This is a genomic window from Streptomyces sp. NPDC016562 (genome assembly GCF_043076955.1).
Lineage (GTDB): Bacteria > Actinomycetota > Actinomycetes > Streptomycetales > Streptomycetaceae > Streptomyces.
This window is the reverse complement of sequence record NZ_JBIBRZ010000001.1, coordinates 1,421,693-1,445,977: the sequence shown is the minus strand read 5'-3', so window position 1 is coordinate 1,445,977 and position 24,285 is coordinate 1,421,693. Positions and strand designations below refer to the sequence as shown.

At 74.6% G+C, this 24,285-nt stretch carries 20 protein-coding genes and 1 pseudogene; 10 read left to right on the top strand and 11 right to left on the bottom strand.

Translation table 11 applies throughout. The annotated features are described in order from the left end of the window. Positions 1-11: 11 nt before the first annotated feature. On the top strand, positions 12-1,049 hold the full coding sequence (locus ACF059_RS06680) for an NUDIX domain-containing protein (RefSeq protein WP_392052287.1): 1,038 nt from the start codon (positions 12-14) through the stop codon (positions 1,047-1,049). A gap of 1 nt (position 1,050) precedes the next feature. On the opposite strand, the gene ACF059_RS06675 is transcribed toward ACF059_RS06680, so the two are convergent. Both ACF059_RS06675 and ACF059_RS06670 read right to left on the bottom strand, forming a co-directional pair. Continuing rightward, positions 1,051-1,749, bottom strand: a complete 699-nt coding sequence (locus ACF059_RS06675) for an MBL fold metallo-hydrolase (RefSeq protein WP_392052284.1) — start codon at positions 1,747-1,749, stop codon at positions 1,051-1,053. A 127-nt stretch (positions 1,750-1,876) separates the two neighbouring features. Beyond that, positions 1,877-3,241, bottom strand: coding sequence for a dipeptidase (locus ACF059_RS06670; protein ID WP_366868674.1), 1,365 nt, complete (start codon positions 3,239-3,241; stop codon positions 1,877-1,879). 386 nt (positions 3,242-3,627) lie between these two features. Here ACF059_RS06670 and ACF059_RS06665 point away from each other — a divergent pair, with 386 nt between their 5' ends. Next, on the top strand, positions 3,628-4,836 hold the full coding sequence (locus ACF059_RS06665) for a geranylgeranyl reductase family protein (protein WP_392053114.1): 1,209 nt from the start codon (positions 3,628-3,630) through the stop codon (positions 4,834-4,836). A 105-nt stretch (positions 4,837-4,941) separates the two neighbouring features. On the opposite strand, the gene ACF059_RS06660 is transcribed toward ACF059_RS06665, so the two are convergent. Next, on the bottom strand, positions 4,942-5,400 hold the full coding sequence (locus ACF059_RS06660; protein WP_392052281.1) for a nitroreductase/quinone reductase family protein: 459 nt from the start codon (positions 5,398-5,400) through the stop codon (positions 4,942-4,944). Positions 5,401-5,556: 156 nt separating this feature from the next. Between ACF059_RS06660 and ACF059_RS06655 the strand changes: the two genes are divergently transcribed. Both ACF059_RS06655 and ACF059_RS06650 read left to right on the top strand, forming a co-directional pair. Continuing rightward, positions 5,557-6,255, top strand: a complete 699-nt coding sequence (locus tag ACF059_RS06655) for a TetR/AcrR family transcriptional regulator (protein ID WP_392052278.1) — start codon at positions 5,557-5,559, stop codon at positions 6,253-6,255. Positions 6,256-6,446: 191 nt separating this feature from the next. After that, entirely contained in the window at positions 6,447-7,397 is a 951-nt protein-coding gene (locus ACF059_RS06650) for a spherulation-specific family 4 protein (RefSeq protein ID WP_392052274.1), read from the top strand. 55 nt (positions 7,398-7,452) lie between these two features. On the opposite strand, the gene ACF059_RS06645 is transcribed toward ACF059_RS06650, so the two are convergent. Beyond that, entirely contained in the window at positions 7,453-8,196 is a 744-nt protein-coding gene (locus ACF059_RS06645; protein WP_392052271.1) for a maleylpyruvate isomerase family mycothiol-dependent enzyme, read from the bottom strand. A gap of 138 nt (positions 8,197-8,334) precedes the next feature. On the opposite strand from ACF059_RS06645, the gene ACF059_RS06640 reads away from it, so the two are divergent. After that, the gene (locus ACF059_RS06640; protein ID WP_392052268.1) at positions 8,335-9,012 is read left to right on the top strand and encodes an alpha-ketoglutarate-dependent dioxygenase AlkB family protein; all 678 of its coding nucleotides are present in this window, start codon (positions 8,335-8,337) and stop codon (positions 9,010-9,012) included. A 43-nt stretch (positions 9,013-9,055) separates the two neighbouring features. Beyond that, entirely contained in the window at positions 9,056-10,321 is a 1,266-nt protein-coding gene (locus ACF059_RS06635) for an ROK family protein (protein ID WP_392052265.1), read from the top strand. 93 nt (positions 10,322-10,414) lie between these two features. Here the strand turns inward: ACF059_RS06635 and ACF059_RS06630 are convergent, their stop codons facing one another. Beyond that, positions 10,415-10,963, bottom strand: a complete 549-nt coding sequence (locus tag ACF059_RS06630; protein ID WP_392052263.1) for an ATP-binding protein — start codon at positions 10,961-10,963, stop codon at positions 10,415-10,417. Positions 10,964-11,162: 199 nt separating this feature from the next. Here ACF059_RS06630 and ACF059_RS06625 point away from each other — a divergent pair, with 199 nt between their 5' ends. Then, positions 11,163-12,338, top strand: coding sequence for a PLP-dependent cysteine synthase family protein (locus ACF059_RS06625; protein WP_361947391.1), 1,176 nt, complete (start codon positions 11,163-11,165; stop codon positions 12,336-12,338). A gap of 41 nt (positions 12,339-12,379) precedes the next feature. On the opposite strand, the gene ACF059_RS06620 is transcribed toward ACF059_RS06625, so the two are convergent. After that, positions 12,380-12,868: an SRPBCC family protein gene (locus ACF059_RS06620; RefSeq protein ID WP_392052260.1), complete on the bottom strand. Its 489-nt coding sequence runs from the start codon at positions 12,866-12,868 to the stop codon at positions 12,380-12,382. Between the two features lie 343 nt (positions 12,869-13,211). On the opposite strand from ACF059_RS06620, the gene ACF059_RS06615 reads away from it, so the two are divergent. Continuing rightward, positions 13,212-15,623: a hypothetical protein gene (locus tag ACF059_RS06615; protein WP_392052257.1), complete on the top strand. Its 2,412-nt coding sequence runs from the start codon at positions 13,212-13,214 to the stop codon at positions 15,621-15,623. Here ACF059_RS06615 and ACF059_RS06610 read toward each other — a convergent pair. From ACF059_RS06610 to ACF059_RS06590, 5 genes are all read right to left on the bottom strand, one after another. Next, complete coding sequence (locus tag ACF059_RS06610; RefSeq protein ID WP_392052255.1) at positions 15,574-18,018, bottom strand: right-handed parallel beta-helix repeat-containing protein; 2,445 nt, start codon at positions 18,016-18,018, stop codon at positions 15,574-15,576. The genes ACF059_RS06615 and ACF059_RS06610 overlap by 50 nt on opposite strands. Positions 18,019-18,197: 179 nt before the next feature. Continuing rightward, positions 18,198-18,797 (bottom strand): hypothetical protein, encoded by a 600-nt coding sequence (locus ACF059_RS06605; RefSeq protein WP_392052252.1) that lies wholly within the window; start codon positions 18,795-18,797, stop codon positions 18,198-18,200. A gap of 169 nt (positions 18,798-18,966) precedes the next feature. After that, a complete protein-coding gene (locus ACF059_RS06600; RefSeq protein WP_392052250.1) occupies positions 18,967-19,791 on the bottom strand; it encodes an MOSC domain-containing protein in 825 nt (274 codons plus the stop codon). A gap of 49 nt (positions 19,792-19,840) precedes the next feature. After that, entirely contained in the window at positions 19,841-20,347 is a 507-nt protein-coding gene (locus ACF059_RS06595; protein ID WP_360899337.1) for a DUF6643 family protein, read from the bottom strand. Between the two features lie 246 nt (positions 20,348-20,593). Next, the gene (locus ACF059_RS06590; RefSeq protein WP_392052247.1) at positions 20,594-21,823 is read right to left on the bottom strand and encodes a glycosyltransferase; all 1,230 of its coding nucleotides are present in this window, start codon (positions 21,821-21,823) and stop codon (positions 20,594-20,596) included. An 868-nt stretch (positions 21,824-22,691) separates the two neighbouring features. Between ACF059_RS06590 and ACF059_RS06585 the strand changes: the two genes are divergently transcribed. Further along, the gene (locus tag ACF059_RS06585; protein WP_392052244.1) at positions 22,692-23,483 is read left to right on the top strand and encodes a glutamate racemase; all 792 of its coding nucleotides are present in this window, start codon (positions 22,692-22,694) and stop codon (positions 23,481-23,483) included. Positions 23,484-23,508: 25 nt separating this feature from the next. Then, positions 23,509-24,150 (top strand): annotated as a pseudogene (locus tag ACF059_RS06580) (ATP-binding cassette domain-containing protein); the annotation flags it as partial. Between the last annotated feature and the right edge of the window lie 135 nt (positions 24,151-24,285).

Genomic DNA, 24,285 nt, shown 5'->3' with positions numbered 1-24,285 from the left:
GAGGGGTAGACGTGATTGTCTGGATCAACGGCACATTCAGCGCCGGAAAGACCAGCACGGCCCGCGAACTGACCGGAATCCTGCCGCACAGCACCCTGTTCGACCCCGAGTTCATCGGCGACGCGCTGCGCGTCCTGCTGCCGCCCAAACGGCTGGCGGAGGTCAGCGACTACCAGGACCTGCCGAGTTGGCGCCGTCTGGTGGTGGACACCGCGGCGGCGATGCTCGCGGAGGTCGGCGGCGTGCTCGTCGTCCCGATGACCCTCCTGCGCCAGGACTACCGGGACGAGATCTTCGGCGGACTTGCGGCCCGCCGGATACCGGTGCGGCACGTGCTGCTGGCCCCGGAGGAAACGATCCTTCGCGAGCGGATCGCCACGCGGGAGGAGCCGGGGGAGCCGTCAGCCGTGGACCTGCGGGTGCGGCAGTGGGCGTACGACCACATCCCCGTCTACCAGCAGGCGCTCGGCTGGCTCACCGGAGACGCGCACGTCATCGACAACGGCGTCCTGACGCCCCGGGAGACGGCGCAGGAGATCGCCGAAGCCGTCCGCTCGGAGACGGCCGCGGTCTGCGACATCGTGCAGACCCCGGAGCCCACGGGCGAGACGGTGGCGGCCGGGGTCCTGCTCTTCGACGAGCAGGACCGGGTGCTCCTGGTGGATCCGACGTACAAGGCGGGCTGGGAGTTCCCCGGCGGGGTCGTCGAAGCGGGCGAGGCGCCGGCGCGCGCGGGCGTGCGCGAGGTCGCCGAGGAGCTCGGTCTCGTACTCGACGACGACCCCGGCCTGTTGGTGGTCGACTGGGAGCCCCCGCAGCCCCCCGGCTACGGGGGCCTGCGCCTGCTCTTCGACGGCGGCCGCCTCACACCGGAGGCCACCGCCCGGCTCCGGCTGCCGGGCCCGGAACTGCGGGCCTGGCGCTTCGTCACGGAGGCCGAGGCCGCCGGCCTCCTCCCGCCGCACCGCCACGAACGCCTGCGCCGGGCCCTGCGCGCCCGCGAACGCGGCCGCCCCCTGTATCTGGAGGCGGGGATCCCGGTCGGCTGACCTAAGCCGGCGGGGTCTGGGCCGCGGCCTCGGCCAGCGCGGCCGCCGTGTCCTCCGTCAGGGGATCGCCGTGGCCGAAGCAGGCGACCGAAGGGGCGAGCGCGGCCAGGCGGTGGAAGGTGTCGATCGCCCGGCCGCGGTCCACGTTGAAGACGCCCAGCATCAGCGGGCCGACCGCGGCGACGCAGTCGCCCGTGAACAGCACGCCGTGGCGCGGCAGATGGACGGCGATGCTGCCGTCCGTGTGGCCCGGGGCGTGCACCACGTACGCCCCGTCCCCGAAGCCCAGCGCGTCCCCGTCCTCCAACTCGCCGTCGACCGGGGTCGGCGGGGCCTCGGGGACGGTCATGCCGTGCGCGTACAACGGGATCTCCCAGTCCAGCAGCGCCGGTTCGGGAACGGGCCGCTCGCCGCGGATCACGGGCGCGTCCAGACGGTGCGCCAGCACCCGCGCGCCCCAGCGGGCGCGGAGCTCACCGGCCGCGCCGACGTGGTCGCGGTGGCAGTGGGTGAGGACGATCCGCTCCAGCCGTTCGGGCAGCAGCCCGAGACTGCGGACGGCCCCCTCGATCTCGGCCGCGGACTCGACGTTCCCCGCGTCGATCAGGGTGAGCGCCTCGCCGTCCTGCCAGAGGTAGGCCTGGCCGATCGGGAAGCGGAGCATGTGCAGCCGGTTCGGAAGTACTTCGACAAGATCCATACCTCGAACGTATGCGCCACCGGCCGCCCGCGGTAGGCGACTTCACCCGGAGCGAAGTACGCCCAGGGCGCACTGACGAGCGCGCCCCGGGCGTACCTGCACTTGCACCTGCACTTGCTTCAAGGGCTCAGCCGCGCTTGGACTCCGCGTAGTTGACCAGGAAGAGCGCCTCGGCCACCGACAGGCGCTCCAGCTCCTGCGGCGACACGCTCTCGTTCACCGCGTGGATCTGCGCCTCAGGCTCGCTCAGCCCGATCAGCAGCATCTCCGCCTCCGGGTACAGCGACGTCAGCGTGTTGCACAGCGGGATCGAACCGCCCATGCCGCTGATCTGCATCTCCTGGCCGGGGTACGCGGTCTCCAGCGCGGCGCGCATCGACGCGTACGCCGGGCTGTCGGTGTCCGCCTGGAACGGCTGGCCCTGGCCCACCACTTCGAGTTCGAGGCGCGCCTGCCACGGCGTGTGGGCCTCCAGGTGGGCCTGGAGCAGCTTGACGGCCTCGGTCGTGTCCGTGCCCGGCGGCACCCGCAGGCTGATCAGCGCGCCCGCGCTCGCGTGCACCGACGGCGTCGCCCCGACCACCGGCGGGCAGTCGATGCCGAGCACCGTCACGGCCGGGCGGGCCCACAGCCGGTCCGCGATCGTGCCGTCACCGATCAGCTCGACCCCGTCCAGGACCTTCGCGTCGGCGCGGAAGTCGGCCTCCGGGTACTGCAGGCCCTCCCACACGGCGTCCGATGCGAGCCCGTCCACGGTCGTCGAACCGTCCGCGGCGCGCAGCGAGTCGAGCACCCGGATCAGCGCGGCCAGCGCGTCGGGGGCGGCGCCGCCGAACATGCCGGAGTGCAGGTTGCCGCCCAGTGTGTCGATCTTGACCTTGAGCAGGCACATGCCGCGCAGGGTGGCCGTCACCGTCGGCAGGCCGAGGCGGAAGTTGCCCGCGTCGCCGATGACGATGGTGTCGGCGCTCAGCAGCTCCGGGTGGGCCTCGGCGTACTGCTGGAGGCCGCCGGTGCCCTGCTCCTCCGACCCTTCGAGGATCATCTTCACGCTCACCGGCACACCGCCGTTGGCCTTCAGCGCGCGCAGCGCCAGCAGGTGCATGATGAACCCGCCCTTGCAGTCGGCCGCGCCGCGCCCGTACCAGCGGCCGTCGCGCTCGGTCAGCTCGAAGGGCGGGGAGATCCAGGCGGCCTCGTCCAGCGGCGGCTGGACGTCGTAGTGCGCGTAGAGCAGGACGGTCGGCGCGCCCTCGGGGCCGGGCAGGAAGCCGTACACGGACTGGGTGCCGTCGGGGGTGTCGAGCAGCGCCAGGTCCTGGAAGCCCTCGGCGCGCAGGGCGTCGAGCACCCAGTTCGCGGCCGCCTCGCTCTCGCTCTTGGGGAACTGCGCCCAGTCCGCCACCGACTGGAAGGCCACCAGCTCGGTCAGCTCCTGCTTGGCGCGGGGCATCAGCGAGGCGATGGTCTCGGCGATCGGATTCTGGGACATGGGCACGCTCCTTTTGGGTGCGACGTTGTTCGGTGCGTACGCCGCCCGCATCCGCGGGGGTGTGCGTATGCCGGGTACGACGAAAGGCTGTCCCGATCCTCGCACAGCAGGGCGGGGCGGCGTGGCGCCGTAGGATTTCCCCGGCATCGGAGCAACCGGGTGATCAGGAGCGGCAACACATCGTGAGCAGCGACGACGACGTACGCGACGCAGGTGCAGACGACGCAGGCGCGGCAGGCGTAGGCCCGGCAGGTGCAGACGCCACGGGCGCAGGCGCAGGCAAGGCAGCAGGCGCGGACGCGGACGCAGGCGAGGGCGTGGGTGAGGGGCGGGCCGCGCAGGACGCGGGCGACGGGGCGGCCGGCGAGACCGGCGAGACCGGCGAGGTGTGGGACGTGGTCGTGGTCGGCGCGGGACCGGCCGGGGCCTCGGCCGCGTACGCGGCGGCGACGGCCGGACGGCGCGTCCTGCTGCTGGAGAAGTCCGAACTGCCCCGGTACAAGACCTGTGGTGGCGGGATCATCGGCCCCTCGCGCGACGCGCTGCCCCCCGGCTTCGTGCTGCCCCTCAAGGACCGCATCCATGCGGTCACCTTCTCCATGAACGGGAGACTGACCCGCACCCGGCGCTCGAAGCAGATGCTGTTCGGGCTCGTCAACCGCGCCGAGTTCGACGCCGGGCTGGTCGCCGCGGCCGAGAAGGCCGGCGCCACCGTCCGTACGGGTACGGCCGTGGCCCGCGTCGAGCAGCACGGGGCGGCCGTGCCCGACCGGCGCACGGTCGCCGTGGTGCTCGCCGACGGGGAGACCGTCCTGGCCCGCGCGGTGGTCGGCGCGGACGGCAGCGCGAGCCGGATCGGCGCGCACGTCGGGGTCGAGATGGACCAGGTGGACCTCGGTCTGGAAGCGGAGATCCCCGTGCCCGAGACGGTCGCGGAGGACTGGAAGGGGCGGGTGCTGATCGACTGGGGCCCGCTGCCCGGCAGTTACGGATGGGTCTTCCCCAAGGGCGACATCCTCACCGTCGGCGTCATCTCGGCCAAGGGCGAAGGCGCCGCGACCAAGCGCTACCTGGACGACTTCATCGCCCGGCTCGGTCTCGCCGGCTTCGAACCGGCCGTCTCCTCCGGGCACCTGACCCGCTGCCGCAAGCCCGAGTCCCCGCTCTCGCGGGGCCGGGTCCTGGTGGCGGGCGACGCGGCCGGGCTGCTGGAGCCGTGGACCCGGGAGGGCATCTCGTTCGCGCTGCGCTCGGGGCGGCTCGCGGGGGAGTGGGCGGTGAAGATCTCCGAGGCTCAGGACGCCGTGGACGCGCGCCGCCAGGCCCTGAACTACGCCTTCGCGGTGAAGGCGGGACTGGGTGTGGAGATGGGGGTCGGCCGGCGGATGCTGACCCTCTTCGAGGCCAAGCCGGGCCTGTTGCACGCGGCGATCACCGGGCTCCGTCCGGCGTGGCGGGCCTTCGCCCGCATCACGCGCGGCGCGACGACCCTGGCCGACCTGGTCCGCACCTCCCCGCTGGCCCGCAAGGCGCTGCACGCCCTGGACGCCCGGCAGGCGGCCCGCGGTGGCGGACAGGGAAGCAGCCAGGGATAGGGGAGTGGTGAGCGGGGGACGGGTGCGCGGCAGGTCCCGACAGGACCGGCCGCGCAGCTGACCCCCGCCCCGTGAGAACGAGGCCGCGGTCAGGCGTGCGTCAGGTCAGTGCGACACCGTGATCAGGAAGACCGGGTGGTCGGCGGCCGCCGCCTGGAGCTCCGCGTCGGACGACTTGGCGTCGACCCCCTGGAAGAACTGGTTGACCTCCCAGCCCCACCGCCCCAGGTAGGTGCGCAGGACGGCGGCGTGCAGGGCCGGGTCGGTCAACTCGATGGCGGTGAAGGTGCGCACCTTGCGCCCCACTCGCAGCTCGCCCCCGTTCGCGACCCGCATGTTGCGCACCCACTGGGAGTGGCCGCGGGCCGAGACCAGGTACTGGGCGCCCTCGTGCGTGTGCGGGTTGACCGGGATCCGCTGCATCTGGCCGGACTTGCGGCCGCGGACCGACAGCTCGGCGCTGCCGGCCAGGCTGATGCCGAAGCGGGCCAGCTTGCCCAGGAGTGCGTTGAAGCGGGTGGCGAACGGGCCGGCCTGGACGTAGTACGGGGTGGGCGCGTTCATGGGGGCCTCCGGGGCTCATTCCGCATGGGGGAGAGCACTGCTCTCGCTTGAGAACAGTGTGCACGGAACGCTGCTCCAAAACAAGAGCAGTGCTCTCGCAACAGATCGGCGATCCGTTTCCTGGGCAGTGCTCCACGTGCATGGCACACTGACCGCATGAGCACCGTGCAAGGCGCAAGGGAACGGGCCCGTATCGAGGTCACCGCCGCCATCAAGGACGAGGCGCGCCGCAGACTCGCGGCCGAGGGCGCCGCCAAACTCTCCCTGCGCGCCGTCGCCCGCGAGCTGGGCATGGTCTCCTCCGCCCTCTACCGCTACTTCCCCAGCCGCGACGAGCTGCTCACCGCGCTCATCATCGACGCGTACGACAGCCTCGGCGCGGCCGCCGAGGCGGCCGACGCCCGGGCCATCGGCTCCGAAACCGTCCCCCACGCCCGCTGGATCGCGGTCTGCGAGGCCGTGCGCGCCTGGGCGCTGGAGCACCCGCACGAATACGCCCTCATCTACGGCTCCCCGGTGCCCGGTTACAGCGCGCCCATGGACACCGTCGGCCCCGCGTCCAGGGTCGCCAACGTCCTCATCGGCATCCTGCGCGCCGCCCACCAGGGCCGCGGTCTCGCCCTGCCGCCCCTCCCGTCCACCCTGCGCCCCGAGGCCGACCGGATGACCGCGGAGTTCGCCGAGGGTCTGCCCCCGCAGGTCACCGCCGCGCTGGTCGCCGCCTGGGCGCAGCTCGTCGGGCTCGTGTCCTTCGAGCTGTTCGGCCAGTTCAACCGGGTCGTCGAGGACCGGGCCGGCTTCTTCGCGCACGCCGCCGGCCAGTTGGCCCACGGGGTCGGACTGCCCACCGTATGAGGGCAGGACGGGGGGCGGACCCGGCGGTCCGGGCCGCGGCGGGGGCCGGCTCCGCCGCGGCCGTTCACATGATGAGGCGATGGTTCGCTCTTCTGTTCCTCGCACCAATGCGGGCGGTTCAGGCTTGAACGAAGGGCCGCCCGTCTAGTGTTCCTCGGGTCCCCCCTGTGCCGCCGCCGGAGGAAACGTTCATGCCCCGCGCCGTGAAGGCCCTGTACGCATCCCTGGCCGTCTTCTTACTCGCCGCGCCGGCGCCGGCCGTCACCGCGTCGGCGCGCGACGCGCCGCCCGTCGCACCCGCCCCCGAGCACGCCGGACCGCCCCCGGCACCCCGGGCGCCGGGCGTACGGGGCCTGGAGATCGGCGTCCCCGCCTACGTGTGGGCGAACGACCGCGCGCTGAGCGGCCTGACCGCCACCGCCCCCGCCCCCTCCGTGGTCGTCCTGAACCCGGGCAACGGCGACTCCCCCTTCGACGCGCCCTGGCGCTCCCGCGCCGACGCACTGCGCGGCCGCACCACCGCCACCGGCGAGAAGACCAAAGTGCTCGGCTACGTCCACACCGACCACGGCAACCGCGACCTCGCCGCCGTCAAGGCCTCCGTCGACAACTACCTCAAGACCCCCGACGGCCGCCTCCACGTCGACGGCATCTTCTTCGACGTCGTCAGCCGCGACTGCGGCCCCGCCAACGCCACCCGCGACCACTACGCCGAGCTGCGCCGCTACGTTCAGGACGCCATGGAGGCCGCCGCCCCCGGCCGCCCCGGCCTCGTCGTCAACAATCCGGGCACCGCCATAGCCGACTGCTACCTGGAGCCGGGCCGCCGGACCGCGGACGTCTTCGTCACGTACGAGGACACCTACGCCGCGTACACGGGCGGCGGCTGGCTCGGCGGCAACGTCTTCGACCCGCTCTCCGGCTACCGCGCCGGCGCCGAGCTCGACCCGAGCGGCACGGCGTTCTGGCACCTGGTCCACGAGGTCCCGGACGAGGCGGCGATGCGCGTCACCCTGCGCACCGCCTTCGACCGCGGCGCGGGCTACGCGTACGCCACGAGCGTCGGCATGCCCAACCCCTGGAACGCGGCGCCGACATGGGAGTACCGCGCCGAGACCGGGTACGCCGCCACCCTCGGGTGACGACCCCGGAGCCGGGGCCGCCCTCACCCCCGCCCCCCGGCCCGCGCCCCCGCCGTCAGATTCCGGCCGTCTCGCTCCACAGCGCGGCCAGCGACCCGTCGCCCGTCACACCGGGGCCCGTCAGCGGGAGCCGGTTCCACAGGGCCGCGTACAGCCACGCCGCCTCGCCCGTCAGCTCGCAGTCGGCGGCCTCGCCCGTATCGCCCCGTACCGTCCGGGGCGGCTCCGGCGAGAGGCGCACGGTCCACGTCGCCCGCGTGTCGGCGGCCCGCACCCTGAGCACCCGGGGCTCCGGCGTGCGCACCCGGCTGCGCGGCCGGGCGTGGAAGCCGGTCAGCAGCTCGTCCACCCCGTCCTGCGCGAACTCCGGCGTCACCGGCGCGTACGGCACACCGAGCGCCGCCTCCGCGTCCATGCGGTGCACGGCGGTCTCATGGGCCTGGCGCCGCGCCCAGAACGCCAGCGGCGACGGCGGGGCCGTCGGAAGGAAGGTCCAGCACTCCACGTCGGCCGGGGCCTCGGCCAGCGTGCGGACCAGCGCCGCGTGGCCCTCGCGGAACCAGCCGATCAGCTCGGCGCCGGCCAGTTCCGGCGCGGCCGGGAACTCCACGCGCTCCCGCCCGGCCTCCCGGACGTAGCCGGCCGCCCAGCGGTGCACCGACCCGGTGTGCCGCAGCAGATCGGTGACGTGCCATCCCGGACACGTGGGTACCAGGGCGTCCGTACCGGCCCGTTCGGCCAGATCGGCGAGCAGTTCGCCGTCCCGGGCAAGGGACTTGACGTAATCGGTGATCTCCATGTCCCGCAGTCTGCCACGCACCCGGCGGACGGGAGGGCCCCGTTTTCGAAGGCTGCCGGGCAGGCCCCCGCAGGTCCACGAAGGCCCCCGCAGCCCCCCGCCGCTCCGGATCCCGCCCGCCCGGGCCACCATGGAAGGGTGAACCACCCCGAGCACCCGGAGCCGCTCGCGGAGCTCTTCCCCCGCGAGCGGACCGTGATCGCCCCCGGCGCCGTCCACGTGCCCGACTGGCTCGGGCCCGGGCGGCAGGCCGAGCTGCTGGCGGCCTGCCGCGCGTGGGCCCGCCCGCCGGCCGGCCTGCGCACCGTACGCACCCCAGGGGGCGGGGAGATGTCCGCCCGGCAGGTGTGCCTCGGGCTGCACTGGTACCCGTACGGATACGCCCGCACCGCCGTCGACGGGGACGGGGCGCCGGTCAAGCCGATGCCCGCCTGGCTCGCCGAGCTCGGGCGGGAGGCGGTGGCCGCCGCGTACGGAACGCCGCCGGAGCCCGCGGTGGCGTACGACATCGCCCTGATCAACTTCTACGGCGGCGACTCCCGCATGGGCATGCACCGCGACGCGGAGGAGAAGTCCCCGGCGCCGGTGGTCTCCCTCAGCCTCGGCGACACCTGCGTCTTCCGCTTCGGGAACACCGCCTCGCGCGGGCGCCCGTACCGGGACGTCGAGCTGCGCAGCGGCGATCTCTTCGTCTTCGGCGGTCCCAGCCGGTCGGCCTATCACGGAGTCCCGAAGATCCTGCCGGGCACGGGCCCGGAGGCCCTCGGCCTGACCGGCAGGCTGAACATCACACTCCGGGTCGGCGGCCTGGACTGAGGGACGGCGCCCGGCCCCCTCCGATCATGCGAGGATCGATGCCATGAACGGCAACGGGGTCCCGCCGCGGGTGGGGGATGTGACCACGCCCTCCGCGTCCATGACGGCCACACGGACGAAACTGGAACGGGGCCGCGGCGCGCTGGGGCCGGCGCTGGAGCTCGTCCACACCGGCCGGGCCCCGACCCGCGCCGTCCTGACGGCGGAGCTCGGCGTCACCCGCGCCACCGCCGGAGCCGTCGCCGCCGAGCTGGAGGCGCTCGGGCTGATCCGCGTCGACTCGCGCCCCGGCGGCGCGGGCGGCACCCAGGGCCGCCCCTCGCACCGCCTCTCGGTGGACGAGAACGGCCCCGTCGCGCTCGCCGCACAGGTGCACTCGGACGGTTTCCGGGCCGCCCTCGTGGGTCTCGGCGGCCGGATCGTGGCCACCGCCCCCGGCAAGGTCACCGTCTCCGCCGACCCGGCGCAGGTGCTCGGCGCGGTGGTGGAGGCGGGCGCGCGGCTGCTCGCCGAGAGCGGCCGGCGCTGCGTCGGAGCGGGGCTCGCGGTGCCGTCGGCGGTGGCGGAGCCGGACGGTACGGCGCTGAACCCCCTGCACCTGGCCTGGCCGGCCGGCTCTCCCGTACGGGCCATCTTCGCGCAGTGCGTGAAGGCCGCCGGGATCGACGGCCCGGCCCTGACCGGGAACGACGTCAACCTCGCGGCCCTGGCCGAGCACCGGCACGGCGCGGGGCGCAGCGCCCAGCACCTCCTGTGCGTGGCCACCGGGCACCGCGGGGTGGGCGGGGCGCTGGTACTGGACGGCCGCCTGCACAGCGGGAGTTCGGGCCTGGCCCTGGAGGTCGGTCACCTCACCGTGAACCCCGAGGGGCGGGCCTGCCACTGCGGCGGCCGCGGCTGCCTGGACGTGGAGGCGGACCCGCTGGCCTTCCTCACCGCGGCGGGACGCACCCCCGGCCCGGAGGTATCGCTGCTCCAGCAGGCCCGCGACCTGCTGCACGACGAGCCCGCGGAGCCGGCGGTACGGGCGGCCACGCAGGAGCTGATCGACCGCCTCGGGCTGGGCCTCGCGGGCCTGGTGAACATCCTGAACCCGGACCGGATCATCCTGGGCGGCCTGCACCGGGAACTGCTGCACGCCGACCCCGAACGCCTGCGCGCGGTGGTCGCGGACCGCAGCCTGTGGGGCCGCAGCGGCGGCGTGCCGATCCTGCCGTGCACCCTGGACCACAACAGCCTGGTGGGCGCCGCGGAGCTGGCCTGGCAGCCGGTCCTGGACGACCCGCTCGCGGCCTTGGCCCAGGTCTGACGCGACCCGAGGGCGCTGCCCGGCCGCGGGCCGATCCGAGGGCACTGACCGGCCAGGGGCCCGCTCGCTCCCGGCCCGGGGCCCGCGCTGGGGTCACCCGGGGCTGGCGGCGACCCGGGAGGCCACCGGCAGGGCCGGCGCGGCGGAGCCCGGGTCCACGGCGACGACCACCGCTCGCGCGGGCTCCCGTACGGGCTTGGCCGCGATCCGTACCGGACGCAGCGGGGCCGCCGGGGCGGGGGCCGTGGAGAGCGTGAACCACACGACCTTGCCCGGCCCGTCGGCCTGCGGCCGCGCGCCCCAGGCCTCACTGACGGCCTCCACGAGGGCGAGCCCGCGTCCGCAGGTCTCCATCAGGCCCGCCGCGGTCTCGTGCAGCACCGGAAGCCGCGGATCGCTGTCGATGACGGAGACCGTCAGACGCCCGAGCCGCAGTTCGATCTCGACGGTGCAGGTCTTGTCCGGCTGGGCGTGGCGGTGGACGTTGCTGAGCAGTTCCGTCACGCCGAGCGCAGCCCGGTCGATGAGCGGATCGAGCTGCCAATGGCGCAGCTGGGCGGAGACGATCCGGCGGATTTGGCCGATCCGCGACGGCAAGGCCTGCAGTTCGACGACGCAGTGCCTGCGGGAATGACTGATCACGGCTGCGACTCCCCGACATGAGTGTTACGGGTGCTGCACCCTCGGTAATCCTCCACCAGGGTCACCCACGGTGCGCCGTAGTGCAACCGAACGCGATCGAAAGCGATCCGCATGGATACCCAAAGTGACTGTTTGTGCAGGTGGCGGAGGTACATTGCGAAAGCAGGGGGCGAGATACACCCACGAAGGAGCGCGGCGCATGAGCACCACCGGCACCACCGGCATTTCCGGTACCAGCGGCACCACGACGGCCACCGGTGCCACCACGGTCACGACCCTCGACGTCGACCGCAGCGACGCGGACTACCGCGCCTGGCTGAAGGAAGCCGTCCGCAAGGTCCAGGCGGACGCCAACCGCTCCGCCGACACCCACCTGCTGCGCTTCCCGCTCCCGGAGGCGTGGGGCATCGACCTCTACCTCAAGGACGAGTCCACGCACCCGACGGGCTCCCTCAAGCACCGCCTCGCGCGCTCGCTGTTCCTGTACGCGCTCTGCAACGGCTGGGTCCGCCCCGGCCGCCCGGTCATCGAGGCGTCCTCCGGCTCGACCGCCGTCTCCGAGGCGTACTTCGCGAAGCTGATCGGGGTCCCCTTCATCGCGGTCATGCCGCGCACGACCAGCCCGGAGAAGTGCCGCCTCATCGAATTCCACGGCGGTGAGTGCCACTTCGTGGACGACCCGATGAAGATGTACGAGGAGTCGGCCGCCCTCGCCGCCCGCACGGGCGGGCACTACATGGACCAGTTCACGTACGCGGAGCGGGCCACCGACTGGCGCGGCAACAACAACATCGCGGAATCGATGTACCAGCAGCTGCGGCTGGAACGTTTCCCCGAGCCCGCCTGGATCGTCGCGACCGCCGGCACCGGCGGCACATCGGCCACCATCGCGCGCTACGTCCACTACATGCAGCACGACACCCGCATCTGCGTCCCGGACCCGGAGAACTCCTGTTTCTTCGACGGCTGGACCCAGGGCGACCCGCACGCGAGCAGCGACTGCGGCTCACGCATCGAGGGCATCGGCCGGCCGCGGATGGAGCCGAGCTTCGTGCCCGGAGCCATCGACCGGATGATGCGGGTCCCCGACGCGGCGAGCGTCGCCGCCTGCCGCGCTCTGGAGACGGCGATAGGGCGCAAGGCGGGCGGCTCCACCGGCACGGGCCTGTGGAGCGCCCTGAAGATCATCTCGGAGATGGTGGCGGAGGGCCGCACGGGCAGTGTCGTCACCCTGCTGTGCGACCCGGGCGACCGCTACCTGGACAAGTACTACTCCGACGAGTGGCTGGCGGCGCAGCGGCTCGACATCGCCCCCTACGCGAAGACCCTCGACACCCTGCTGACGACCGGGATCTGGCGAGAGCCCACGGCGTGACCGCCGCCAGGGCCACGGCGACGGCCTGACCGCCGCCACGGTTACGGCCCGGCCGTGCGCCGGGTCCCCAGCCGCGCATCCAGCGTGCGCACCGCCTGGCGGAACGACCGGCCCAGGGCCGGGCGGGCGAGGGAGAGGCCGAGGCGGAAGGGGGCGGGGCCGTCGGCCGCGAAGGTCCAGCGGACCCGCGTGCCCGCCCCCTGCGGGGCCAGCAGCCACTCCTCCAGCAGGGCGTGGACGGCGGGGGCGTTGGTCGTGTCGACCCGGTACGCGTAACGCCGACCGGGATCCGCCGCCATGATCGTCTCCTGGAAGCGCACCCCGCCCAGCAGCTTGACCTCCCGGCCCGCGCCGCCCTGCGTGGGGCGGGCCACGGTGACCGCCCTGAACCACTGCGTCCATCCCGCGACTTCATCGGCCAGGGCCCGGTACACGGCCTCGGGCGGCGCCGCGGTCTCGGCGGCGAAGACCAGCCGGACCGGCGCGACCTCGATGAAGTCCAGCCCCACCGGCCGGAGTCGGCGAACCATGGCGGTACCCCCTGGTCGAAGAAGGAAGAAGTCCGGGCGATCGAAAGCGCGTTCCGACAACCCGCCCCGAAGGCCGGATTCCGAACGTGCGCGCGACACCATAGCCGCACCTTCGGCAGAAGTCCGTACGGACCGGGGACCGATCCGGACACGACGCTGGGCAGGCGCCCCGCCGGGCGGGATGCTGGAGTCCCGGAGTTCCCGCGGTCGGAGTTCCGCGAGAACGCGGAGCCCCCGGACCGGAGTTCCGCGAGATCGCAGAGCCCCGCGGTCGGAGTTCCGCGAGAACGCAGACCCCGAGACGGGAGCTCCGCGAGACCGCAGTCCCCAGAACGGAGCCGCCGTGCCGGACACCCCCGCGCCGCAGCAGCAGCCGCCGCAGCCGCCGCCCCTGGCCCTCGAACTCCTCGTCCACGGAGTCGCCGGCGCCTCCCCCGCCGAACTGCTCGGAGACCCGCGCACCGTGCGCGTCACCGGAGACTCCACCGCGGCCGTCTTCCGCCGCACCGACGACGCCGACGCCGAAGCCCACCCCGAGCGGTACGCCGGGCGGCCCGTCCCCGAGGCCTACTGCTGGTCGCGCCTCACCTCAGGCAACGGCGCCCGCGCCCTGTGGCTGCTGCTCCTGCCCTTCATGGTGGCCAACCTCGCGCACTGGGCCCGGCCGGCCACCTTCGCCGCCCGGCCCGCCCCGCGTGCGGTGCGCGCGTACGGCGTCCTCGTACGGGTCCTCGCCCTCAGCCTGACCGTGCTGCTGATCGCGGCCGCCTGCGAGGTCGCGCTCGACCTCGTCGCCTGGCAGTGCGCGGGCAACGCCCCCTGCACCCGCTCCCGCTCCTGGCTCGGCTTCCTCGCGCCCGGCGCCGGCTGGTGGGCCCAGCCGGGGCGCCGCCTGGCCCTGGCGGCGCTGGTCCCCGCCGGCCTGACCGGGCTGCTCTGGTTCCTGTCGAACCGGACGTGGAGCGCCTACGAGTCCCAGCCGCCGCCCGCGGGCGCCCCCGACCCGGACACCGCCTCGGACACCGCGCCCGCACTCGGCCGACCCGGGTTCTGGTACGGACGCCGGCTCGTGGCCCGGCTCCGCGCCGCCCACACCGCCGCCGGGCTGTTCACGGTCGCCGTGGCCGTCGCCGTGCCCACCCTGCGCCAGGACCGCCGCGCAGGAGCCCCCGTCCTGGAAGCCCTCGGCTGGGCCGTGCACGTCCTGCTCGCCGCCGGGGCGCTGAGCGTGGCCTGGGTCGTCTGCCGGCGCGGCCGCACCGAGGCCCGGCCCGACCACCGGCTCGACCGGGCCGCCGTCAGCCTGCTGCCCGGCGCCGCCGTGGCCCTGCTCGCCGCCGTGCTCCTTTACGCCTGCTGGTCACGCCCCGCGTGGACCTCCGACGGGCGCCTGCCCGGGGACTTCGCCTTCGGCGTGCTCATGCTCGGCCAGGGCGTGTGCGTCCTCGCCCTCGCCGTCGTCGCCTCGTCCCTGTACCGCAGGGCCCCCGACCCCTCGGCCGCCCTGTACGGCCTCGGTGGGCCCGCCGTCGCCATGCTGGGCTGCGCCCTCGGCGGGGTGATGTCCGGCGGGCTGGCCCAGCGCGTCGCCGACTGGCTGGACGGCGGGGCCACCCCGGGCATGGCCGGCGCCCCGTTGCCCGGGCCGCCCGTACTGCTGTCCTGGCAGGCCGCCGTACTGCCCCCGCTGCTCCTCGTACTGGCCCTGCTCGCCGCCTGGTTCGCGGTGCGCGGAGCGCGCGACCGGCGCCGTCTCGCCGCGTCCGTGGCCGCGGAGTACCCGGGGGAGACCCCCGACCTGGCACGCAGCCGCCGCATCGCCGGGGCGCGGACCGCGGCCGCGCTCACCGACTCCGCGCCCTGGTTCGTGGCGGCCGTCTCCGGGATCACCCTGCTGCTCGGCGCGGGCGCGCTCGCCGGAGCCTGGCTCACCGGGGAGGTCCCCGGGGAGGCGGCCCGCGGCACCCTGCCGCTGCTGGAGGGCGCCGCCCGCGCCGCCGAGGACGCCGGGTCCTGGCTCATAGGGCTGGGGGTCGCCGTCTTCGTCACCTGGGGCCGGCGCGCCTACCGGGACCCGGCCGCCCGGCGGACCATCGGCATCCTGTGGGACGTCGGCACGTTCTGGCCGCGCGCCGCCCACCCCTTCGCGCCGCCCTGCTACGCCGAGCGCGCCGTCCCCGACCTGACCTGGCGGATGGCAGGCTGGACCGGCCGCACGGGCGGCCGCCTGGTGATCTCCGGGCACTCCCAGGGCAGCGTGCTCGCCGCCGCGGCCGTCTGGCAGCTGCCGCCGCCGGTCCGCGGGCGGGTCGCCCTGCTCACCTACGGCTCCCCGCTCGGCCGCCTCTACGGCCGCTGGTTCCCCGCCTACTTCGGCCCCGGGCCGCTCACCGCCCTGCACGGCGAGCTCGACTGCTGGCGCAACCTGTGGCGGGCCACCGACCCCATCGGCGGGCCGGCGCTGCCCGGCGCGGCGGCGGGCGTGGACCGCGGCCCGCTCCCCGACCCGATCGCCTACGGGCGCAGCGCCCGCCACCCGCTGCCCGCGCCGATCCTCGGCCACGGCGACTACCAGGCCGATCCGGCCTTCGCCGCGGAACGCGACGCCCTGCTCGCCCGGTTGGCCACGCCCGCCCCGGCCCGGGTGCCGCGCCCCGCGGGAACCGCGGGCGTACCCGGCCAGGCGGTCAGCCCGGTGGACACGGTCAGCACGGGGCGGGCAGCGCCGGCAGATCCGCCGGGAACAGCAGGGTGAGCTCGTCCGTACTCGGCTCCGACAGCTGGGCCACCCGCCCCGCGTGCCGCTCCACCATCGACTCGAAGGTCTGGCGCGCGGTGCGGCCGTTGCCGAAGGCGGGCCCCTTGGGCAGCTCGGTGAAGTACGTCAGCAGCGCCTGCGGCGTGCCCTCCCCGAGCCGGTACTCGTGCTCCTCCGCCTGCTGCTCCACGATCCGCAGCAGTTCCTCCGGCCCGTAGTCGCCGAAGGTGATGGTCCGTGAGAACCGGGAGGCCACACCCGGATTGACGGTCAGGAAGCGGTCCATCTCGGCCGTGTACCCGGCGACGATCACCACCACCGCGTCCCGGTGGTCCTCCATCAGCTTCACCAGCGTGTCGATCGCCTCGCGCCCGAAGTCCCGGCCCGAGTCCTCCGGGGCCAGCGCATACGCCTCGTCGATGAACAGCACCCCGCCGCGCGCCCGTTCGAAGGCCTCCTGCGTACGGATCGCCGTGGAGCCGATGTGCTCCCCGACCAGGTCCACCCGGGACACCTCGACCAGGTGCCCGCGCTCCAGCACCCCGAGGGACGCGAGGATCTCCCCGTACAGCCGGGCGACCGTGGTCTTGCCCGTGCCGGGGGAGCCGGTGAACACCAGGTGCCGGCGCACGGAGGCCGCCTTGAGGCCGGCCTGCTGCCGGCGCCGGCCCACCTCGATCATGTCGGTCAGGGCCCGCACCTCGCGCTTGACGCTCTCCAGTCCGACCAGCGCGTCGAGCTGCGCCAGCATCTCGCCGGAATCGCGCACGGGCGCCGGCGGGCCGTCCTCGGACCGGTCCGCGGGCCGCGGTACGCGAACGGGGGCCGCCGCGACGGCGCTCTGGGCGGCGGTGGCCGTACGGATCCCGGCCTGTGCTCCCGTGCCCGCGCCGCCCGGGGCCGACTGGGCCGCCAGGCGCGGGCCGGACTCGTCGCTGGTGCACTCCTCGGCGACCGGCCCGTCCTCCGGGAACTCGTACCCGCCGCGGGCGCAGCGCTCGGTGTGGCAGCGCGTCAGGGTGGTGCGGCAGCCGTCCATCACGTGGAAGCCGAAACCGGAACTGCCCGTCACCCGGCAGGCCGTGAAGGTGCCGCGGCCGCCCGCCGACACGTAGAAACCGGCCTCTGCGGGGGAGGTGACCGTGCACCGCTCCAGGGACGGGTCGGCTCCCTTGGTGACGATCACGCCGGTCTGGACGGCGTCGATGGTGCAGTTCGCCAGGGTGCCGCCGCTGCCGTGGTCGCGGAACCAGGCGCCGGTGGCCGCCTCGCGGATCCGGCAGTCGTCGAGCTGCGCGGTGGCGCCGTCGCTCACCGAGACGGCGGTGTTGCGCACCTGGGACAGATCGCTGTCGACCACGTCGACCCGCGATCCCCGGTCCAGCACGAACAGGGCGTCCGGGACGTCGTGCACCCGGCAGGAGTCCAGGGAGGCGGTGGCCCCGTCACTGATCCACACCGCCGGATAGTCGCCCGTACTGTCGTGGATCTCGCAGGACTCGGCGTCGACCCGGGTGCCCGGATCCCACACGGACAGGCCGTTGCGGCCGAACCGGCGCACCGTGGTGCGGCTGAGGGTGAGCACCGAACGGGACCGCAGGTCGATCGCGTTCTCCGGGATGTCGTGGATGTCGCACCCGGCCAGGGTGAGCACGGCGTCGGTGTCGAGGGTGACCCCGTCGGCGGACGTGCGGTGCACGGCGCAGTCGGTGAGCCGGGCCGCGGCGCGGGCGGCGATCTGGACCCCGGTGCCCTGGACCTCGTACACCTCGCAGCCGAGGGCCTCCAGTCCCGAACCCTCACCGGTGACCCCGATGCCCGCACCCGTCGCGTGGTGGATCCGGCAGCGCTCCAGCCGGGGGCGGGCGCCGCCGCGCACCGAGACGCCGGTCTGCCCGGCGGCGACGACCTCGCACTCCTCGAACACCCCGCCGCCCCCGTCCAGTACGGCGATGCCCACGCCCGTCGGATTCTCCACGGTGCACCGACGCACGAGCGGCCGGGCCCCGGAGCCGCGGACCTCGATGCCGGCCGCCGAGCGGGTGCTCACCCGCAGGTCGGTCAGCTCGGGGGAGCCGTCCTCCACCAGCAGCGCGGGCGCCGCCCGGTCCTGGCCCTCCAGATACAGGTCCTGGACCACGGCCGAGGCGCGCACGGTCAGCGCGATGCCGTCGAGCGGAGCGATCCGCACCGATCCCAGGCCGCCCTCCGGCCCGCGCAGGGTGACGGCGTGGTGCAGCACCAGATTCTCCCGGTAGGTGCCGGGGGCGATGGACAGCACGTCTCCGTCGCCCGCCACGGCGAGCGCGGCGGTCAGCGTCGGATAGTCACCGGAGCGGCGCCGCCACCGCGACGAGCCGCTGTGCGTCACCTGGACCGTGCCCTGAACCATGGTGCTGTCGTGCCCCCACTCTCGTGCTCGCGCTGCCGATGCGACCGCCGGCCGCCGAAGACCTCAGCCGCCGAAGACCTGAGCCCCCGAAGCCCTGAGCCGATGAAGCCACGGGTGCCGCGGGAGTGACCGGTCCGGCGGCCCCACCGTAGCGCGCGCGGAGCCCGCGGGGTGCCAGGTCAACTGCCCGCGCCCGCCCGGCCCCAGTCGGGGCCTGCGGCCGCCCACGCCCGGTCCAGACGTATGTACCGCCTGTGCATGAGCCGTCGTACGACCAGCCGCCGGACCGTCTCGACCAGCGCGGCCACACCGATCGCGGCGGCCAGGCCCGCGATCCCCGCGTGTAAGACGGCGGCGGAGGGGTCCAGCGGCTGCCCCACCACCCGGCCCTGGGTGTCGGTCCATATCCGGAACCGGTCGCCGGGGTGCGGCGGTTCCTCCGCCGCCGGCACCGTGCCCTCGTGGCTCGTGCCGTCGGGCGCGGTCCACACGGCCACGATCTGCGTACGCTGCGGGGCCGTGCGCTGCGCCGAGGCGTCGGCGGACACGTCCGCGGCCGACTCCGGCGCCGGCCGCACCACCACGGCCGGAACCAGATGCCGCTCCTGCCGCTGCGCCTGCGCGGCCCGCTGAAGCGTGCCGTCCACCCGCAGCCCGGCGATCCACCCCACGGTCGGGGCCACCACCACCACACACACCAGCGCGGCGAACGCCACCCACGCCTCGAAGAGATCGGTCGGCCGGCGCAGCGGATTGCGCCGCCAACGCCACAAACCCATTGCTGTCCGCACAGTCCGGCTCCCCCTGCCTCGGCCAGTCTCCGCCTGTCCACCCGTCCTGACTGATCCAACGGCTTGGTCGTGCCGGTTGGTTCCAACCTGGACGTGTAGCCCCCCGAAGGTGTCATTCCGGAGGGCTGCCCGCCTGCCCGGGCCTCGGCCCGGGCAGTCAGTCGAGAATGTGCACCTCGTCGCCGACGCGCACCGTGCCCAGCCGCACCGGCACCAAGAGGCGTCCGAACGTGAGCGACTTGCCGATCCGCCGGTGCAGGGCCAGGGTCTTCAGCGGCTCCTTGCCCCGCTCCGCCGTCTCCTGGTCGGTGGTGGTGACGATGCACCGGCCGCACTCGCGCGCCCCGCGGAAGACGGCGTCACCGATCGCTATGCGCCGCCAGCCGTCCTCGGCCCACGCCTCGGCCCCGGAGACCACCACGTTGGGGCGGAACCGGTTCATGGGCAGGGGCCCCTCCTCGGGGTGGTCCCCCCGCGCGATCAGCGAGTTGAGCGCGTCCAGAGAGGCGAGGGTGCTCAGCAGCACCGGATAGCCGTCGGCCAGGCTCACCGTCTCGCCCGGCAGGGCGTAGTCCGGATCCACGGGACGGCGTACGGCCGGATCGTCCAGGTGCACCAGTCGCGCCTCCACCCCGAGGTACGCGCTGAACCAGTCGGCCGCGGCGCTCGCCGCGACGACGGTCTCCACCTTCTTCCCGAACAGGGTGACCGGCTCCAGCGGACCCGGTTCGGGCACCTCCACCACCAGCTCCGCCATGCCCGGCGCCGACACCGCGATCCGGCCGCCGTCCAGCGGACGGGCCGCCGCCAGGGCGAGCCGTGCGTGGCGGCGCTGGGTCATGACCGCGCCCTCGGCGTCGACGAGCGCCCACCGCCGGTCCCCGGACAGCCCCCAGGGCTCCACGGCCACCTCGTCGGGAGCGGTCCCCGCTACCGATTTGACGGGATGGACGTGGAGGGACTGCACGCGCAAGTTCGACATGGGAGCATCCTGCCAGCCCGCTCCGGCGCGCCGCGCGTGGGTCGGCCCGTCAGTAACCACGCCCCTGGTAGGGGCGGCCGTACGGGTCCTCGTACGAGGCGCCCTGCACCGGCGCGGGCACCGCCATCGGACGCGGTGCGGCCGGGCGCATGGCCTCGTACCCGGTGGCCGTCGCGACCGGGCGGGGCTGCTGCGGCTGGGGCTGCGGTACGTATCCCCCGCGGGCGGCGAGCGGCTGCTGCGGGATGTACGGCGCGGGGGCGTGCTGGAGCGGCATCGGCTGCGGAGCGGCCTGCTGCTGGTACGGGTACCCGTACGCCGGGGCCTGTTGCTGCTGCGGCATCGCCGGCGGCAGCGCGGGCAGCGCCGAGGCGAGGGCCGGCAGGTACCCACCGCTCGAATATCCGGCGCTCGGGGAGTCGTAGGCGGCCGGGACGCGGATCGGGGCGATCTGCGGAGTGCCGCGTTCGGCGACGAGGGAGTCGTAGATGGGGGTGTCCGGGAAGGAGGGCGCGGAGTAGTAACCGCCGCCATAAGTGGAGCGGGGGGAGGTCATGGGACCTAAGTTAAGCCCACGACTTCACCGGGTCCATAGCGAGGTTCCGTCAACACCGCCCTGACCTGCATATTCGCAGGTCAGGGCCACAGCTTTCACTTGACGTTCACGTGCACGATTCGCCACTTCCACCCCACCTTGGCCCGACTCGTGCTCACCGGTTGTGTGGTGCACCGATTTGGTGTTGACGGAGCGTCACAACGCCGTGACCTCGGATGACCTTGTTTCGGGCAGCAGTTCGCCGTTTCAGGCGCCGCTCGGACGGGCATAGGTACGGCCCTTCCAGGCCGCGCCCCGGCCCCGGTAGTGCTGGACGGCCGAGTCGACGGTCATCAGGAGGTACAGCAGCGCCGTGAACGGAAGCAGCGGCGCGAGCGCGACCGGCAGCCGGTAGTAGCGCAGCATGGGCGCGTACGTGCCGGACATCAGCAGCCAGGCCAGGCCGCCGGCCCACGCGACGGCGGGGCGCCCGGTCGCGAGGCCCGCCAGGAGGGCGGCCGGGGGCACGAGGTAGACGAGCACCAGCCCGGCGACCGTCCCGGCCAGCAGGAGGGGCTGGTGGCGCAGTTGCGCGTAGGCGCTGCGCGAGACCATCCGCCACAGGTCGGTGAGGGCGGGGTACGGGCGGACGCTGTCCACCCGCTCGGCCAGCCCGAGCCAGATCCGGCCGCCGGAGCGGCGGACCGCGCGGGCCAGGGAGACGTCGTCGATGACGGCCTGGCGGATGGAGTCGGGCACCCCGGCGCGCACGGCCGCCTCCGTGCGCAGCAGGACGCAGCCGCCGGCCGCCGCCGCGGTGCGGGAGCCGGGGCGGTTGATCCGGCGGAACGGGTAGAGCTGGGCGAAGAAGTAGACGAAGGCCGGTACGACGAGCCGCTCCCAGAGGCCGGCCACGCGCAGCCGGGCCATCTGGGAGACGAGGTCGAGGTCGGCGGAGGTGGCGGCGGCGACCAGCTCGCGCAGGCTGTCGGGTTCGTGGGCGATGTCGGCGTCGGTGAGGAGGAGGTAGTCGGGCTCGGTGGGCTGCGCGTCGCGGGCGAGTGCGATGCCGTGGCGGAGAGCCCAGAGCTTGCCGGTCCAGCCTGCGGGGGGCTCGCCGGGGGAGGTCACGGTCAGCGGCAGCCCGGGGTGCTCCCGGGCGAGCCGGAGCGCGAGCTCTCCGGTGCCGTCCGTACTGCCGTCGTCGACGAGGACGATCGCCGCTTCGCCGGGGTAGTCCTGGGTGAGGAGCGAGGTGAGGCTGAGCGGCAGTACGTCGGCCTCGTCCCGGGCCGGGACGACGATCGCCACGGACGGCCAGGGGGTGGGGGCGGTGCGTGGGGGGAGGCGGACGTCGGTGCGCCAGAACATGCCCTGGGCGAAGGTGAGCCAGAGCCAGGCGGCGAGGGAGGCGTAGGCCGCGGGGGCCGCGGTGGCCGCGTAGGCGGCGGTGGCGGCGGTGGCGGCGGTGGCGGCGGCGGCGGTGAGGGGGCCCATGGCGGCAGTGTGCCGGGGGTGGGTGGGGGTGTCGTGCATCTGCCTGCTGGCGGGGTGGCGGGGCCCGTCCCGATTGCCGTCGGGTGCGGGCCGGTGGGCGCGCCTCAAACGCCGGCGGGGCTGGGGGTGGCTTCGGGGTGGGGCGGTGCCCCTGCGGGGGCTCTCCTCGGCTTGCGAACCCTGGCGGGGTCGGAGACCGCGGCGGCGGCTGGTTCGCCGCGCCTGCGGGGAGCCCCCACAGTGTCCCCACCCCACGGCCTTGGCGAGAGGCGTCTTCGGGAGCCCCGCCGGGTCCCCGGCCCGTGGCTCTGGTGGAGGTGCCTCCGGGGAGCCCGGGTGGGTCACCGGCAGGCGGCTGCGGTGGGAGGTGCCCACGTAGGCCCGCAGTGTTCCCCGCCGGCGGCCTGGTGAGGCGGGGCTGGGAGTCCCCACGGGCCCTCCCGCGGCCCTGCTGAGAGGTGCCTCCGGGCACGCGAGGGTGACCGGCTCACGGCTCCGGTGTGAGGCGGGGTCGGGCCCTGGTGGGAGGTGTCTGCGGTGAGATTCGCAGGGTGCCCGGCCCGCGGCCGCGGTGCGAGACGGGCGTGGGAGCTTGCGTGGGGTTTTCGTCCCGCGGCTCCGGCGGAAGACGGGGCGGCGGGGAGCCCCGCAGGGTTTCCGGCCCGCGGCCCGCGTGGCAGGTTGCCTCCAGCGCCCCCGCAGGATTGCCGGATGACGGCCCTGGGACAAGGCGGGGCAGCGAGCCCCCACAGGGTGATCGCCTCGCGGCCCGGTGCGAGGTGCGGGTGGGGGCCCGTGGGGGTGTCGGGGTGTGGTTGGGGTGCGAGGTGGGGGGTTGGGGTGGGGTGGGGTCGATTAAGGTGGCGGGGTGAAGATCGCGCTCATGGACTCCGGAATCGGCCTCCTCGCGGCGGCCGCGGCGGTGCGGCGGCTGCGGCCGGATGCGGACCTCGTTTTGTCCTCCGACCCTGACGGGATGCCCTGGGGGCCGCGGACACCGGCCGATCTCACCGAGCGGGCGCTCGCCGTCGCCCGGGCCGCCGCCGGGCACGGCCCGGACGCGCTGATCGTGGCCTGCAACACCGCTTCCGTGCACGCCCTGGCCACGATGCGGGCGGAACTGGAGCCCGGTCTGCCGGTCATCGGGACCGTGCCGGCGATCAAGCCCGCTGCGGCAGCTGGAGGCCGCGTGGCGATCTGGGCCACCCCGGCCACCACCGGCAGCAGCTACCAGCGCGGGCTGATCCGTGACTTCGCCGCCGGGGCCCGCGTCACCGAGGTGCCGTGCCCGGGACTCGCCGACGCCGTGGAGGCCGCCGACGACGCCGCCGTGACGGCCGCCGTCGCCGCGGCCGCCGCGCTGACTCCGGCCGACGTCACCGACGTGGTGCTCGGCTGCACCCACTACGAGCTGGTCGAGACTGCGATCCGGGCGGCCCTCGCCCTGCGCACTCGGGGAGCCGCGTTCGTCTTCCACGGCTCCGCCGAGGCCGTCGCCGTCCAGGCGCTGCGCCGCCTCGGTGCCCGGCCCGAGCCCGATCTGCCCTCCACGGGCGCGCTCACGGTCCTGCGCAGCGGGCGCGAGGGAGCCCTTCCCGCCGCCGCGCTCGGGTACGCCGAAGGCCGGCTCCTCGCGGGGCACGGCGCGACGGTCGGATAACCCCGCGCTCGCGAGACGAAGCGTCTTGTGGTGTTCGAGGATCTTTCTTAGTGCGTCCTGTCCGAGGTCGGCAAGAGCTACGGCCCCCACGTCGTCCTGCACCGCGTCAGCTGGCACGGTCCGGCCCGGCGAGCGGGTCGGTGTCGTCGGTGACAACGGCTCCGGCAAGCCCACCCTGCTCCGGCTCCTGGCCGGGCGGGAGCAGCCCGACCACGGGGAGGTCACCGTCCGCGCCCGGTCGCGGGCCCACGGCGCCGCGAGCCGCATCCGCGCCGCTCGCGAACGGCTGCACCGGCTGACCGAGAACCCGGTCGCGCCGCCCCCGCAGCCGCTCCGCTTCACCGGCCGGTTCACCACCGGCTCCGCCGGGGTGGTGGAGCTGGCGGACGCGGCAGTGCCGGGACGGCTCGAACCGCTCTCGCTGAGCCTCGAACCGGGGGAGCGGCTCCTGGTGACCGGGCCCAACGGGGCGGGGGAGTCCACCCTGTTGCACCTGCTCGCCGGTCAACTGGAGCCTGCGCGAGGCCTCGTACGCACACCCCCGCGGGTGGGGCTGCTCCGGCAGGACGATCCGTGGGGGCGCGAATCCCGGTCCGCGGTGGAGGTGTTCGGCCGGGAGTACGCGGAGCAGGCCGCCGCCCACGGACTGCTCACCCCGCACGACCTCACCCGTCCGGTGCGCGCCCTCTCGGCCGGTCAGCGCCGCAAGCTGGAACTGGCCCCTGGCCCAGTTCGCCGGCACGCTGGTCCTGGTCACGCACGACCGGCGGTTGCGCGCGGCCTTCCCCGGCCGCCGCCTGGA

Excerpts from the sequence above, each read along its gene's own strand:
- ACF059_RS06675 (WP_392052284.1), bottom strand. The coding sequence starts at position 1,749 with ATGGATCTTGTCGAAGTACTTCCGAACCGGCTGCACATGCTCCGCTTC.
- ACF059_RS06670 (WP_366868674.1), bottom strand. The coding sequence starts at position 3,241 with ATGTCCCAGAATCCGATCGCCGAGACCATCGCCTCGCTGATGCCCCGC.
- ACF059_RS06660 (WP_392052281.1), bottom strand. The coding sequence starts at position 5,400 with ATGAACGCGCCCACCCCGTACTACGTCCAGGCCGGCCCGTTCGCCACC.
- ACF059_RS06655 (WP_392052278.1), top strand. The coding sequence starts at position 5,557 with ATGAGCACCGTGCAAGGCGCAAGGGAACGGGCCCGTATCGAGGTCACC.
- ACF059_RS06650 (WP_392052274.1), top strand. The coding sequence starts at position 6,447 with ATGCCCCGCGCCGTGAAGGCCCTGTACGCATCCCTGGCCGTCTTCTTA.
- ACF059_RS06645 (WP_392052271.1), bottom strand. The coding sequence starts at position 8,196 with ATGGAGATCACCGATTACGTCAAGTCCCTTGCCCGGGACGGCGAACTG.
- ACF059_RS06635 (WP_392052265.1), top strand. The coding sequence starts at position 9,056 with ATGAACGGCAACGGGGTCCCGCCGCGGGTGGGGGATGTGACCACGCCC.
- ACF059_RS06625 (WP_361947391.1), top strand. The coding sequence starts at position 11,163 with ATGAGCACCACCGGCACCACCGGCATTTCCGGTACCAGCGGCACCACG.
- ACF059_RS06620 (WP_392052260.1), bottom strand. The coding sequence starts at position 12,868 with ATGGTTCGCCGACTCCGGCCGGTGGGGCTGGACTTCATCGAGGTCGCG.
- ACF059_RS06610 (WP_392052255.1), bottom strand. The coding sequence starts at position 18,018 with ATGGTTCAGGGCACGGTCCAGGTGACGCACAGCGGCTCGTCGCGGTGG.
- ACF059_RS06605 (WP_392052252.1), bottom strand. The coding sequence starts at position 18,797 with ATGGGTTTGTGGCGTTGGCGGCGCAATCCGCTGCGCCGGCCGACCGAT.
- ACF059_RS06600 (WP_392052250.1), bottom strand. The coding sequence starts at position 19,791 with ATGTCGAACTTGCGCGTGCAGTCCCTCCACGTCCATCCCGTCAAATCG.
- ACF059_RS06595 (WP_360899337.1), bottom strand. The coding sequence starts at position 20,347 with ATGACCTCCCCCCGCTCCACTTATGGCGGCGGTTACTACTCCGCGCCC.
- ACF059_RS06590 (WP_392052247.1), bottom strand. The coding sequence starts at position 21,823 with ATGGGCCCCCTCACCGCCGCCGCCGCCACCGCCGCCACCGCCGCCACC.